This is a genomic window from Streptomyces sp. Y7 (genome assembly GCF_043195415.1).
Lineage (GTDB): Bacteria > Actinomycetota > Actinomycetes > Streptomycetales > Streptomycetaceae > Streptomyces.
Genome location: NZ_JBIDDQ010000001.1, coordinates 160,190 through 172,988, shown reverse-complemented (window position 1 = coordinate 172,988; position 12,799 = coordinate 160,190). Strand labels below are relative to the sequence as shown.

Below are 12,799 nucleotides of genomic sequence, written 5' to 3'. Positions count from 1 at the left end.
CAACTGCGCGCCGCAACTGCGCGGTGCTCAGGCGGAGTTGGCGTTCGCCGAGCGCGGGGAGTAAGCACGGCCAGGGACCCGGGTGACCGTCAAGGGCAGACTTGTCTGCAGCGCAGGCAGTGTCTCGTGCAAGGCGTCTACGGGGCCCCAGTTGGTAGGGCCCGCTGGCACAAGGCATCCGGTGTGGTCTCGGGTCCCTCACGAGCCGTCAGTGACGGCTGGGGGACTCGGTCGAGTTGACTGCGCGATGTGATTCCGAGCTTGGTGAAGGCTTTCCACCAGTGGTACTGCACGGTGCGGGGACTGATGAAGAGACGGGTGGCGGTCTCGGGGTTGAACAGGCCGTTGCGGGCCATCCCTGCGATCTGAGTTTCCTGTGCGTTCAATTGCTCTGCCGTGCCGGGGCCGTTCGTCTGTGGGAAGTCGCCGGTGATTCGAAGTACTCGGCTTGCTCGCTCGGCGAAGGCTGCCACGCCCATCGTGTCCAGCCTCACCGAGCACGGCAAGACCGACCAGGAAACGGTCCGGCACGGGGCCCTCTCGCAGGCCGAACGCGGTGCTCAGTGCATCACGCTGTTGCACGGGTAGATGTTCCAGCCGTTCCAACTGGCGAGGTCAAGGTGGTCGCCTACATGTCCAGGACGACGTCGGTTTCGGGGTGGGCGCAGCAGATGAGGGCCTGGCCGTCCGGGGGTGGCTCGAGCGGCGCGGGAGAGTAGGCGACCCTTCCGGACAGGACAGGGGTGATGCAGGTGTGGCACACGCCGGTACGGCAGCTCCAGCGGGTGGGGACGTCGCAAGCGTCGGCGAGTTCGAGCACGCTCCGTGCGCTGTCGGGGAACGGCGTGGAGATGCCGCTGCGGGCGAAGGTCACCAGTGGTCCCGTTCCGGTGGGGCCTGGTGGCTGGTGAGGCCGCGACCCGACCTTCCCGCTCACACCCGGGGTGATGGACGGCAGGGTCCCGAACAGCTCCGTGTGTATCCGTGCCGGGGCGATGCCCGCGGCGGCGAGGGCATGTTGCATGTCGGTCATGAAGGAGGCGGGTCCACAGATGTAGGCGCTCGCGTCAGCCGGTACGGCGAGAGCCGCCAGGGCGTCCTTGGTGAGGCGTCCCGGGGTGGCGTGGACCGTACTGACTTCTTCGAGCGTGGCCGCACTGTAGAAGATGTGTTCGTGGGCGTGCGGCAGTGAGCTGAGCACGGCGTGTGCCTCGTCGGCCAGCGGATGTTCTCGCGGCCTGCGGGCCCCGTGGATCCACCAGACCTCGCGGTCGGTGGGCCGGGCGGCCAGCTCGTGCAGCATGGCGAGCACCGGCGTGAGACCGATCCCGGCCGAGACGAGGAGAACGGGCCCCGTGGGTTCCGTGAGAATGAAGTCGCCGCGGGGCGCTGCGACTTGAAGGACGGTGCCGGCGCGCAGCTTGGTGGTGAGGTAGGCGCTGGCGGTGCCCTGCGGTTCGTGCTTGACACTGATCCGGTAACTGGCGGAGTCGGGCGCCGAGGACAGCGAGTAGCTGCGGATGGTGGCAGGCTTGCCGGCTCCGGGGATCCGGAGCGTGAGGTACTGGCCTGCTCGAGCGCTCGGCAGACGGGTCCCGTCGGTCGAGGTCAGGCGGATGGAGAACACCGTGGCGCTCTCGGCCACGACGTCCGCCACCCGCAGCTCGCGGAAACCGTCCCAGGCGGGACCGCGGGCGGCATCCGCACCTTCGGCCGCGGTCAGCAGCTCACGGAACGATCCCTGCCAACCCGGGCTGAGAGCAGGGATGTCCAGTGCGCGCCGCAGCATGGCCGGGTCACGGTCGGGAAGGTACAGCAGCGCGTCGGTGTCGGCGACGCTCAGTGCTCCGGGTCCGGAGCCGGTCTTGATGATCGGGTCGCCGGCCTGGATGTCTCCCTCCTGGACGACACGCATGTAGAAGCCGGGACGGTGGTGGCTGACCAGCAGGGCGGGCAACTCGGGCTCGCCCATCCGCAGCCCGACGCGGTAGCAGGTGACCCGGGGCTGGGTGACCTCGAACTCCGCCTCGCCGATGCGGTACCGATCGCCTATGCAGACTTCGTCGTCGGGCAGACCGTCGACGGTGAGGTTCTCCCCGAACTGGCCGTAGGTGAAGTCGTCCCGTCGGAAGTGCCGCTGCCAGTACCGGTAGGACTCGATCTGGTAGACCAGTACGGCGCGTTGCTCACCGCCGTGCCCCTGCGTGTCCCCCTGGCCGTCCCCGTCGATGTTGAGGCGGCGGGCCGTCACGGGGCCGCTCACGGGTTGTTTCCACACACCCGTGTAGACGGTCTTGCCCTGCCAGGGCACGTTCTTCGGCTTTCCCACGTTCACCGACAGCACTGAAGGCATCCCACTACTCCTCACGGCTGTGATCGATCACCTTCAGTGATCTCGCGATCACAGATCGGTGGCGCGACGGGTCTCGTCGAGCGTGGGATGGCGATCGACGCCGCGCGAGATCACGTTCTGTCCTGGTTCCAGTTGAAGCCGATTTCCGTCCAGGTACACCTCGATCTTGTCGGAGTTCGCATGACACGTGCCCTGAGATCCGCCGCACGGCCGTCCAACCGGTGCGTGCCCAGTGCAGGACCAACTCGGCGACTTGGCGCAGCTTGATGTTGGTGTGCTGCGGGACCTCCCACAGCACGGCCCAGCCCTGGTCCGGTGTGACCACGCCCCATGGCGACCATCATCCCGATGGCCTGGTCCGTCACCGCCTGCGAGACGACGGCCTGCCTGAGCCGCTGTACCTCTTCCTCCAGCTCAAGGCCAGGTCCACTCCGTGATCGCCGTCCTCACGTCCCGTGGTCACGCGTCCATTCTGCGCGGACGGTTTTGACACACCAGCGTGACACGTGGCAGACATGCGTCGCTCCGTCCTCGCGTGTGTGCTCCAGCCTGCGCGGCCGGAGCACACACGGGGGCTGCGCTTCCGAACCCCCACCCTCGGCAGACGCTGCCGCCGCGGGCCAGTACGGGGTCAGCGGGAGGAACGGGCACAACCGCCGAGTCACCATCAGCGGCTTTCTCACACGACCGCGCGGGGCAGAGAACGAAAAGGCGCGGTCGGCGTGGTGCCTGGTCAGAACCGACGCTGACGACTGGTGCGCGGCGGGATCTTCGTGACGACTCCACCGGCTTGCCTCACCTGCGGGAGCGGGCATGCGGGGCGGTCGCCCTCCCAGCGGTCGGTTTCGGACCGCTGCGAAGTGCTCCCGCCGGCCCTCAGCGCCTCCCGTTGTCGGTGCCGGCTGGGAGTCTTGGCGGCATGGACGCTGATGATGAGCAGGTGCTGCGTGGCCGGGTGTACGGAGCTGAGCCCGGCCACGCCGGACCGCTGTCGGGACAGACATATGTCGAGCTGGTGGGCGGCCCTCTGGACGGACTGCTCCTGGACGTCACCGGCTGGACGCGAGACGAGATCGGAACCGGCGTCGCCCTGGAGACGGAGCTCGGGCAGTTCGGACCTGGGGGGCGGGCACTTTACGACCCGCGCCCGGGCGACCCCGGCCGATTCGACTGGACCGGCGACAGCCCCTGACCGCGCCGTCCGGAGCCGCCGACACAGGAGGGTCGGCAGAGCCAAACGGCATAGAGCAGCTTCTTGAGGCGTCCATAACAGCTGGGCCGAAAAGCCAGGGAGGCGAGAGTGCGGTGCAGGTCGAGGCGTCCTTCCCGGCGGACGGGCGGGGCGCAGCGAATGCGATCTGAGTCACATGAGTGATCCGCCTCGGCTGATATGTTCACGACGACCAAACACCCGGAAGGGCCAGCTTCCGGCTATCTGTGCGCATGCGCACAAGGGGGAAACCGAATGTTCGCGAGGAAACTCGCTGTGCTCACTGTGGGCGCCTGCGCTGTCGCGGGACTCATCAATGTGCCTGCTTCACATGCCGCAACGGGGGATCCAGTGGCCTTCACTGGTCAAGTGGATTCTGAGATACCGCTGGACGGAGCCCAGTTCACGCTACGCGCCGACCTACCGGCCGTACAGACGGCAGACCTCGCCGACGGCGCGGAGGTCGACATGCTGAAGCTCCCCACAGCAGGGATCAGCACCACCGGCAACTCGTTCACCGTCGCGGTTGACCCGGACGACGTGCCCGCTCGCTACATTGGATCCAACGGTCTGGTGTCGCTGGAGATGGAGATTTACGACCCGAGGACCGACAGCTACGCGTGGACGACACAGTCGGTGCGGCTCATCGGTGAGGCGACCGCCGGCGCCGCCCGGTCTGCGTCGGCCAAGAGCTGGGCCAACCCGCTCGCCTCGGAGCGGTCTGGGAACGCCCGCTCCGCCGCGAGCCGGGCGCCGAAGGTCAAGGTCCATCTGGACAAGGCTCCCAAGGGAGTGAAGAACGCCTTCTCATCGCGCGCCGACACCTGCCGCACCACAAAGATCGGGCAGAACGATGCCTGGGCCACTATCGGCGAGGGCTTCCCGGCCGCCCCTGGCTACGGCACTACGCGCGGCAAGGCGTGGATGACCCACCGCAACGGCGCCGAGATCACCTACGGTGCGGCCGTCAGCAAGGACGGAGTCAAGTGGGCCGCGTCCGGCAGCGCGTCGGTGGCCAATTCCAAGGGCTTCGACTTCATCTGGGACGCCGACGCCAACCCGACCATCTCGTACCGGACCGAGGTGCGCTACTACAAGTACAAGTACGACTGCGGCGGTGTGATCATCAATCGCAAGCTCAAGGCCGTGTCGGAGACGGGTGGTGTGAAGACCATCCACACCAACTCCAATCCGCCGTACTGGCTGTCCCGCACGAAGTGCACCTTCGACATGCCTGCAGGCACGTGGACGAAGACCACCGGCAAGACGTACTCCAACTCCGGCGGCGTCAAGATCAGCACGGTCATCGGGATCGAACTGAGCACCTCGCGGGCTTACACCACGGGCTCCACGCTCAGCTACAAGATGGACGCCGGGCACGACTCCCTGTGCGGCAACACCGACAAGCCGGGCTACGCGTCCAAGGTGCAGCAGTTCTACAACCGGATCCAAGAGGAACTGTGACCCACAGTCCCGGAAGTGAGGAGGCCGCCGTGTCCGCACGGCGGTCCCTCCGCCCACGTAATCGAAAGACCGTGTTGATCCTCGCCGCGGCGGCCACCGCACTGGCACTTCTTGGCGGATGGCTGTACAGCAACAACGAGCGCGTGGAGCACATCAACGGCGAAGGCCCGCTCCAGTCCGACACATCCGAGGGTGCCACGTCGGTCTACGCACCGAAGACCGTTCCGTGGGCGGTGACATTCGGTAGCTATCTGCTCTGCTCCAGCAGCGGTGAGACGATCACTCTCGACGGTATCCGCTACGACACCCCGGTCGAGCCGAAGTCAGTCTCGCTGAAGCTGCGGACGGTGACTCCGCAGATGTGGAAAGCGAGCGTCGACGCGGGCTACATCGGCGCCGCCCTGGGCGAACCCCCGCACTTCCAAAAGCGCAAGGCACCCGGCCATTACGCGGACGCCCGCGCAGGCAGCCGTATCACCCAGAGCTGTTCCGATCAGGACCAGGAAGGTGCCGGCTTCACCGAGCTGCTGTTTGTCCTGGACGTGGGCAAGCAGGGCGGCTTCATCGACACCGCGTGGATCGACTACCACGTAAGCGGGAAGCCGTACTCGCTGCGGTTGGACTGGAAAATGGTCGCCTGTGGATCGAAGATCCCTCACACGGTGGCCGGAACAGTGGTGTGCGACGGACGCCAGTCCTGAAGTCGATCACGGGGTGTGGTCTCACTGTGTGTTGGCCTAGTAACGGGTCAACTCACGCCCACTACGCGTCTGCCAACGGCAAACACGTACCACGACCGACGAGGCTGGCCGGAACGGCAGTGCTCGTCAGGCCGTTGGCCCCGCGCAGTGCCGCCGCACGTCCCGCACGAGCGCATACGAGGCACTGAGGAGGATCACAGCTTCAGCCGCGATCCAGTGGGCCGATGCCCCAGAGCGGAACTCATGAACGGCACGAGCGAGCAGCAATATGAGTGATCCAAACGAATCGGCCTAGCGGCACGTGTGCCTGCCCCTGCCGGACCCGCTCAGTTCCCGTGCTGTGCTGATCAGGGTGGGTGACCACAGGACGGCCCTTAGGGTCGTGTCTTCAAAGTGGGATTGTCGGGCGACACTTCGCTAGCCGTCCCGCTATGAGGTCATCGGTGGATCCGTGCGGGCGTCGTAGGCGGCGCGGGCATCGTCGATCCGGGCGAGGTGCGCGACGCTCCATTCGAGCAGGGGCGCGGTGGCCTCGCGCAGGGTGATGCCCATGTCGGTGAGCTCGTAGCTGACGTGCGGCGGCATCACGTCGTGGACGGTGCGGGTCAGGATTCCGTCGCGCTCCAGGCTGCGCAGCGTCACGGTGAGCATGCGCTGGCTGATTCCGTCGATGGCCCTTTTGAGCTCGGTGAAACGGCGAGGCCCTTCTCGGAGATGGCGCACGACCAACAGCGACCATTTGTCTCCGACGATGTTGAGCACCACCCGGGTTCGGCATGCATCGCTGGGCTGCGTCGCCGGCTGCGGATCGCCCTGTGCCGCGTCCACGGTTACCTCCAGAGAACCGGGGCACCGAAAAGTGCCTTATTGCCTGCGGCGCGACGTGTGCACCAGCATGCTCATGGTACTGAAACGGTACCGAGGCACGAAAGGTAACCGTTAGCCGCGAGTCGGCGGCATGCGCGTGGCCGTGCTCTTCTACTCCTGCAAAGGAAGAACGATGTCCGTATTTCTCCTCATACACGGCGCTTGGCACAGCGGGAGTTGCTGGGAGCGGGTGGTACCGCTGCTGGAGGCCGCCGAGCACCGGGTGTTCGCGCCGTCCCTGACCGGCTTTGGCGACAAGGCACACCTGGTCGGTCCGGAGGTGGGTCTCGATACGCACGTCGACGACGTGGTCGGGCTGATCACCGAGGAGAACCTCAGCGACGTGGTACTCGTCGGCCACAGCTACGCAGGGCTGGTGATCTCCTCCGCAGCCCATCGGATTCCGGAACGCATCGCGCACCTGGTCTACCTCGACGCGATGGTCCCGGAGGACGGCGAATCCGCAGTCGACGTCCAACCCGTGACACGGCAACTGATCGAGCTCGCGGAGAAGTCCGAGAGCGGCTGGCGCGTGCCGCCGATACCCGAGCAGCCCGCCCCCTTCGGCCTGTTCGGCGTCACCGACCCCGCTGACGTTGCCTGGCTGCGCGGGATGCTTTCAGACCAGCCGGCGCGCTGTCTCCAGCAGCCAGTGCGACTGGGCAACCCAGCCGCTGACGCGATCCCGCGCACGCACATTCACAATGTCGGCGCCATGCCGGCGGGTATCACCCGTCGCCCCGTCCCTTCAATCCAACCCAACGGCACTGCCGCACAGGTCTGGGAGCTGCCGACCGGCCACGACTGCATGATCACCATGCCGAGCGAACTCAGCGAACTGCTGCTCAAACTCTCCTAGCCACGGCTTGTCGCCAACGTGTCACACCTACATCAGGAGCGAGGCAAGGGTGACGGCAGCCTGGTAGGACTTGGCGGTCCTGTCGTAGCGGGTCGCGATGCCTCGCGATTGCTTCAGGCGGGTGAAGCAGCGTTCGGCCATGTTGCTCCGCTTGTAGACCTGTCTGCCGAAGGCTGGTGGATGCCCGCCACGGTTGCTGCGCTGGAGCCGGTTGCGGGCGTAATGCCCTGACGGCGGCTTGTACGGCCGAGCACGCCGTTTCTCGCTGGCGTCTCAGCGGTGGTCTGCGTCGATCTGGCCCACGCAACCTGTACCCGTCCCGAGCTGGTTGTCTGGCTCCTACTCGACAATCCGGATTCCGGACGCAGTGAGCCGAGCCCGGCGGGCCGTCACCAGTCGGCGCGGGCCCCTGGATTGACCTCGCAGCGAGCGATCTTGTCCACGCGCCCCGTGCCGATACCGGCGACGGCCGCCCGGTGGGTTGCGGTGCCCTTCGCGGGCACCGGCACCTGAGCGGTGTGGGTGATCATGGTGAAACCGTGCGCGTCCTTGAAGGTCATCTTCATGGTGAAGACGGCGTCGCGGTCGTTCGGATTCCTGACTTCGACGGTCGCGTACGGGTAGTCCAGGCTCGCGCAGCTGACGAGTACCGCAGTGCCGTCTTTCAAGGGCTCGGGGGTCTCACCGGAGGGGGACGCGGTGGGAGTGGGAGTGTGGGTGGGCTGCGAGCGGTGGGCATCGCCGCCGCTGCCACCGGTACTCGTCTTGGAGGCCTGCGCCGCGCTCCCGGTAGAACTGGCATCGCTGCGGTTCCCGTGACCACAACCTGACGAGAACCCGGCCAGGGTCAGCACGACCATCGCCGACACCACCGTGAGTCTGGGCCTGCGCCCCCGCATGTACATGGCGCCACTTTACCCACGGGCGTCCCACCTGCACTGAGGGCCGTCTCCCGCCAACCGGTTGCCCCGACAACCCGGTGCCGACGGTTCCGTAGAAGGTCCCGCGTCACGTCGCGGATCTTCGGCTCAAGCCAGTGGCGGTCGCTCACGCGCCCTTCCGCTTCTTCTTCGGTTGAGGGGAGCGGCGGTCGCGGCTCGGGGGATGCCGCGACCGCCGTCTCATGTCGCCTTCCCTGTGCCAGAGCTGGGAGGTGAGGTGGCGCAATGGCACGCCAAGGCGGCACTCGGTCGCCTTGGCCGCCTGCCCTGCTAGGCATGTGCCGACGAACAGACGGCCTTCTTCGGATTTCGCTGGTCTCGAGATGATCGTCAGCAGGGCTTGCCCGGGGCGGCTGCGACAGCCCTGAGCAGGTCTCGCACGAGATCGAAATCGACGTCCCCCGGCTTACGGAAGCGCAAGCAGCCTTTGCCCATGTCGTGCCCGCTCAACCGCTCCTCGAACGCCTCTCGGACATCGCTGCGCATGAGGTAGAAGGAGATGTATTGCTTCTGACTCGCGAAGGCGATCTCGGCGGCGCCGTCCCGGGCGTAGGTGGGCATGCCGTACGCCATGAGCTCGTCGAATGCCGTGAGCTCGGCCTGGCACAACTGCCGCAGCCTGGTCAGGGCGTCCCTGCGCTCCTCGGGCACCTCGGCCAGATACCCGTCGACGTCTTCCGCACTACTCAGCACCATGCCATGAGCGTATTCCAGCCCGCCGGGGCCGACCCTTTCAAGTACAGTCCTGCTCCCCTCAACAGCCTCGTTCGCCGCCACGTGAGGAACAAGGCCACTGCCTTGCATGCAGCGGAGTTTGCCTGCCGCGCCGTGCAGAATCGCGACATCACCTATTCCATCCATCGGCCACACCGCTGGCGAACCGAGCGCAGCTGCGGACAGCCCTGCGTGGTCAGCGGTCCGCGCGGTCGGCGTCCAGCGGTAGTACGTCCCTGTGGGACCTTCTTGCCGTCGGTGCCGGAGCCGTCCCACGTCGTGGAGGTCCTGCTGGCGGCTGGATCACCGGAGAGGGCACGGCCGGTCTTCCCGCTGCAGGCGGCGATCGTCAGCCTTCAGCTCGCCGCCGCCTTCGGCAGGCGCCGCACCCACGGGTACTGACTACCGTGCGCACGCCGATCCATGCCGGCGGGGCTGTGGGTGGAGATGACGGCAGGGGAGAGGTGGTCACCCGGGGCCATTTGACCGTCACATCCCCCGCGTCGGTGAGGTAGGCGACGGGGCCGCCGAACCGGTCCACGGCCCAGAAGCGCCCACGCCGGTCGGCGGCGGCGCCCACCTGGTCCTTCAGCGGGCCGAGTTCGCTGGTGCCCACGCGATCGGACGGAACCGCGCCGGGGAAGTAGGTGATCTCCAGCTTGGCCGCCGTCTCGTTCTGGCTGACGAGGTACCCGTCGGCCAGTTCCGCGTAGCCGGACGGCACCGTGGTGACATGTTTCGTCGTGCGGTCGTAGACACCCGCTTTCCCGCTGGGACCGCAGGACCAGTAGATCCAGCGATTCACCACCTGGATCTCCTCGGGTATGCAAGGGGCGCCCACGGACACTGCGGGGCCGACCGCCTTCATCGACGGCAGGGACACCGCGGAGACGGTGCCGCTCTTGCGGCCCGCGCTCCACAGCTGGTTGCCCCAGAGGGAAGCGGCGTGCCACTTGGCGGTGTGGCTCAGCTCCTTGGTCCCGTCGAGGACGTACTGGAACCGTGAGTTGGGGCGCTGAACGCTGTACCTGCCGGATGCCGACAGCGTGGGTACCCAGTGGCCCCTGGGAAACCGCACGACGTCGCCTTCCCCCGTGGGGACCAGCCGCAGGCACTCCCCGGTGCACTGCAGGTCCCCCCTGGGCCCCTCCGCCGGATGCCACCCGAGATCGCCGACGTTCCGGAGGGGCGTGGCGTTCAGCGTGCCCCCCGCGGTGAGCGACAGGGAGGAGCCGGAGAGATATGTGGTCGCGCGTGAGACGCCGACCGGTACGTGCAGTGTGCCGACCCGCAGTTGACCATGGTCGACCGCGACTCCGCCGACGTCGTACACCGTCTGCCGGGGCAGCGGTGCGTGGGTGGCGACGGCCGGGGTCCCGTCGGCGTCGAGCGTGATGCGCCTGACCGCCTGGTCGTCCGAGTCCGAGCCGCCCACGACATAGACGGCTCCGTCTGCACCTGTGATGGGCCCGGTGCCGGATTTCGGCAGCAGGGTGCGGACCGTGCCGCCGGCGGCAGGCTGGGCCAGGAGTTCGCCGTAGCCACCGGGGTAGACCATCCAGTCGCCCAGCAACGTCAAATTGGCCGGAGAATCCTTGAGCGGGGTTCGGGGCGCGTCCGGATGGTCACGGTCGACGAGGTAGCGGGGCTGGTCGGTGAACGTTTCGTACAAAACCGTAGTGGTGCTGAGCGACACCAGTTGCGTTGCGGAGGCGCCATCGTCGGGCACGACGGTCAAGCGGCCGGTTGCGAAGTCCAGCAGCGCCTGGACGCCGTAAGAGCCCCCGCCCCCGAAATGGATGGCGGCTCCCCGGGAGTCCACCAGCGCTTCGGTGACGGTTCCCGGCAAGGTGTCCGGGACGCCGGTCACCAGTCGGTCGACCGGGCGGCCACCGGCCGCGGGTATCTCCAGCAGGTGCAGCGTCCACTTGCCGGCTGATTTCCGCAGCGTCATCAGGCGGTTCTCCGCGAACACCGTCGTGGCGGTGTCGCCGGCCGGCAGATCGAACTGTACGACCTTGCCGGTGTCGTAGTTCCGGATCCGGTAGGAGCGGGTGGCGCCGACCTGCTCCAGGCCGAAGCCACCATTGATGCCCCACATGTCGTCGAGACGGAAGGGCTGGGGCAATCGGTTCACGTACGTACCGTTCCGCCGCTCCCATGTGAACTGCGCCGGATTGCCACTGTCGGTGTCGAGGGACAGAAAGCCGGAGTCGTCGGCGCTGATCGGGGTCGCCGGCTTCGTCAACGGCCCCAGCTCTCCCTTGAGGGTGACCGACCGCATCCCCGCGCTGTTCGCGACCGCGGACCCCGCCTCCGCAGAGGGCACCAGCCCCACCCCAACCGCCAGTGCCGTCGCGACCGAGGCAGCCCCTGAACCGGCCCTTCGCCAATCTCGCCGACGTCCTGCCCGCGTCATCGCGCCCCGCCCCTGATCCGTTGATCCGTTGAGCATGATGTGTGATCGGTGAACACCGATGATGGCGTTCAGCCGCCGTGCCGATCCATCTGACGCATGATCCCCGCAGAACGTTGTACGGGGACGACGTGGCGTCCTGATCGCCCGACGGTCCCGCCGCACCCACGATCGCTCCCACACTTGCCGCAGACCGTGGTGGCGGCCGACCGCCTCAGCCTCTTGGTCGCGGGCCGGACGGTTGGAAGCCTGTCTAGTCCCCGCCGTCGGTGTCGCTCCGCCCCTATGGCCGCGTGCTCGACGTCAAGGAAACTTGACATGCCTACGGGTGCCTCTTAGCGTGTCAAGGACGCTTGACATCGCGCTGGAGGGGGCATCCGTGCAAGCACAAAGCGAGATCAAGGCCAGCGTTCGGCTTGTGCTCTGGACACTCGCCTGGGCGGGAACCCTTGCCGTGGCCAAGTTCGGCCCGCGACTCCTCTGGGATGCGCCAGAGCGGGGGGCGAGCTGGGTCGCCGTGGTCGTCAATCTCACCGTCGGCCTCGGCTGGATCCTCGCCTTCACGCGCTTTCTCAGCGCAGTCGATGAGCTGCAACGGAAGATCATGCAGGATGCGCTGGCGGCCACCCTCGGCGTGGGATGGGTCCTCGGCTTCTCCTATGCCGTTGCGGACGCCGCCAGCCTCGTCACCCGCGACGTCGATATCGCCGTCCTCCCTGCGCTCATGGGAGTCGTCTTCATGATCGCCTTCGTGGTCGGCAAGATCCGGTACCGATGAAGAACCGCATCAAGGAGCTTCGTGGCGAACGCGGTTGGACGCAGGCCGACCTGGCTCAGACTGCAGGCGTCTCCCGGCAGACGATCAACGCCATCGAAACAGGGAAGTTCGATCCAAGCCTCCCCCTCGCCTTCCGCCTCGCCAAGCTCTTCGGCCTGAGGATCGAAGAGCTCTTCCTCGACGATCAATGACGCGCACGCCTGAGCTCCTGTCGTGTCGATCTGGACTCCGCCTGGCCCCGCCATGATCGGCGCGACGCGGTTCAGAGCCGGGCGGCTGCGGCAGCGGCCGGATCGCGGCCGGCGGGCCGAGCGGTCAGGCGCCGGAGTCCTCGACCTCATTGGGGGCACACGTCCGAGCGGGGCCGGTGCAGGCGCGCGGGATGCCGCGAGCGGGACGGTGACCGTGCCGACGATCGCCTCGGTCGTCTCCCGCGGCTTGTAGTTCAACCAGCCCCGCGTGACCGGGCGGTTGGGATTCGCCAGCCCTTGCAGAT

Annotated in this window: 12 protein-coding genes and 1 pseudogene; 6 read left to right on the top strand and 7 right to left on the bottom strand. The window is 67.2% G+C overall.

The features are described 5' to 3' along the window. Window positions 1–137: 137 nt before the first annotated feature. From ACGFW6_RS00685 to ACGFW6_RS00675, 3 genes and pseudogenes are all read right to left on the bottom strand, one after another. Complete coding sequence (locus tag ACGFW6_RS00685) at window positions 138–479, bottom strand: helix-turn-helix transcriptional regulator (protein ID WP_393502969.1); 342 nt, start codon at window positions 477–479, stop codon at window positions 138–140. A 149-nt stretch (window positions 480–628) separates the two neighbouring features. Continuing rightward, the gene (locus tag ACGFW6_RS00680) at window positions 629–2,353 is read right to left on the bottom strand and encodes an MOSC domain-containing protein (RefSeq protein WP_393502967.1); all 1,725 of its coding nucleotides are present in this window, start codon (window positions 2,351–2,353) and stop codon (window positions 629–631) included. A 217-nt stretch (window positions 2,354–2,570) separates the two neighbouring features. After that, window positions 2,571–2,766: pseudogene (locus ACGFW6_RS00675) on the bottom strand (ANTAR domain-containing protein); the annotation flags it as partial. Between the two features lie 506 nt (window positions 2,767–3,272). Here ACGFW6_RS00675 and ACGFW6_RS00670 point away from each other — a divergent pair. From ACGFW6_RS00670 to ACGFW6_RS00660, 3 genes are all read left to right on the top strand, one after another. Continuing rightward, complete coding sequence (locus ACGFW6_RS00670) at window positions 3,273–3,545, top strand: hypothetical protein (protein WP_393502965.1); 273 nt, start codon at window positions 3,273–3,275, stop codon at window positions 3,543–3,545. Window positions 3,546–3,932: 387 nt separating this feature from the next. Continuing rightward, window positions 3,933–5,027 carry a hypothetical protein gene (locus ACGFW6_RS00665; protein WP_393502963.1) on the top strand — a complete coding sequence of 365 codons (1,095 nt, stop codon included), beginning with the start codon at window positions 3,933–3,935 and terminating at the stop codon, window positions 5,025–5,027. A 71-nt stretch (window positions 5,028–5,098) separates the two neighbouring features. Continuing rightward, window positions 5,099–5,728, top strand: a complete 630-nt coding sequence (locus tag ACGFW6_RS00660; protein WP_393502961.1) for a hypothetical protein — start codon at window positions 5,099–5,101, stop codon at window positions 5,726–5,728. A gap of 429 nt (window positions 5,729–6,157) precedes the next feature. Here ACGFW6_RS00660 and ACGFW6_RS00655 read toward each other — a convergent pair whose 3' ends face one another. Next, window positions 6,158–6,556: a winged helix-turn-helix transcriptional regulator gene (locus tag ACGFW6_RS00655; protein WP_393502960.1), complete on the bottom strand. Its 399-nt coding sequence runs from the start codon at window positions 6,554–6,556 to the stop codon at window positions 6,158–6,160. A gap of 172 nt (window positions 6,557–6,728) precedes the next feature. Between ACGFW6_RS00655 and ACGFW6_RS00650 the strand changes: the two genes are divergently transcribed. After that, window positions 6,729–7,454, top strand: a complete 726-nt coding sequence (locus ACGFW6_RS00650) for an alpha/beta fold hydrolase (protein WP_393502958.1) — start codon at window positions 6,729–6,731, stop codon at window positions 7,452–7,454. 389 nt (window positions 7,455–7,843) lie between these two features. On the opposite strand, the gene ACGFW6_RS00645 is transcribed toward ACGFW6_RS00650, so the two are convergent. The 3 genes from ACGFW6_RS00645 to ACGFW6_RS00635 all read right to left on the bottom strand — a co-directional run bounded on the left by ACGFW6_RS00645 (window position 7,844) and on the right by ACGFW6_RS00635 (window position 11,438). Further along, window positions 7,844–8,314: a hypothetical protein gene (locus ACGFW6_RS00645; protein ID WP_393502956.1), complete on the bottom strand. Its 471-nt coding sequence runs from the start codon at window positions 8,312–8,314 to the stop codon at window positions 7,844–7,846. A gap of 411 nt (window positions 8,315–8,725) precedes the next feature. Further along, complete coding sequence (locus tag ACGFW6_RS00640) at window positions 8,726–9,091, bottom strand: iron chaperone (RefSeq protein ID WP_393502954.1); 366 nt, start codon at window positions 9,089–9,091, stop codon at window positions 8,726–8,728. 367 nt (window positions 9,092–9,458) lie between these two features. Continuing rightward, window positions 9,459–11,438, bottom strand: coding sequence for a hypothetical protein (locus ACGFW6_RS00635; RefSeq protein WP_393502953.1), 1,980 nt, complete (start codon window positions 11,436–11,438; stop codon window positions 9,459–9,461). 466 nt (window positions 11,439–11,904) lie between these two features. Here ACGFW6_RS00635 and ACGFW6_RS00630 point away from each other — a divergent pair, with 466 nt between their 5' ends. Together ACGFW6_RS00630 and ACGFW6_RS00625 are read left to right on the top strand one after the other, a co-directional pair. After that, on the top strand, window positions 11,905–12,303 hold the full coding sequence (locus ACGFW6_RS00630) for a hypothetical protein (RefSeq protein WP_393502951.1): 399 nt from the start codon (window positions 11,905–11,907) through the stop codon (window positions 12,301–12,303). Then, window positions 12,300–12,494 (top strand): helix-turn-helix transcriptional regulator, encoded by a 195-nt coding sequence (locus ACGFW6_RS00625; protein ID WP_393502949.1) that lies wholly within the window; start codon window positions 12,300–12,302, stop codon window positions 12,492–12,494. Before ACGFW6_RS00630 ends, ACGFW6_RS00625 begins: the two co-directional genes overlap by 4 nt. The last annotated feature ends 305 nt before the right edge of the window (window positions 12,495–12,799 follow it).

What these genes read in the sequence shown, in the direction of transcription:
- ACGFW6_RS00625 (WP_393502949.1), top strand. Translation starts at nt 12,300, where the DNA reads ATGAAGAACCGCATCAAGGAGCTTCGTGGCGAACGCGGTTGGACGCAG.
- ACGFW6_RS00640 (WP_393502954.1), bottom strand. Translation starts at nt 9,091, where the DNA reads ATGGTGCTGAGTAGTGCGGAAGACGTCGACGGGTATCTGGCCGAGGTG.
- ACGFW6_RS00650 (WP_393502958.1), top strand. Translation starts at nt 6,729, where the DNA reads ATGTCCGTATTTCTCCTCATACACGGCGCTTGGCACAGCGGGAGTTGC.
- ACGFW6_RS00645 (WP_393502956.1), bottom strand. Translation starts at nt 8,314, where the DNA reads ATGGTCGTGCTGACCCTGGCCGGGTTCTCGTCAGGTTGTGGTCACGGG.
- ACGFW6_RS00670 (WP_393502965.1), top strand. Translation starts at nt 3,273, where the DNA reads ATGGACGCTGATGATGAGCAGGTGCTGCGTGGCCGGGTGTACGGAGCT.
- ACGFW6_RS00685 (WP_393502969.1), bottom strand. Translation starts at nt 479, where the DNA reads ATGGGCGTGGCAGCCTTCGCCGAGCGAGCAAGCCGAGTACTTCGAATC.
- ACGFW6_RS00680 (WP_393502967.1), bottom strand. Translation starts at nt 2,353, where the DNA reads ATGCCTTCAGTGCTGTCGGTGAACGTGGGAAAGCCGAAGAACGTGCCC.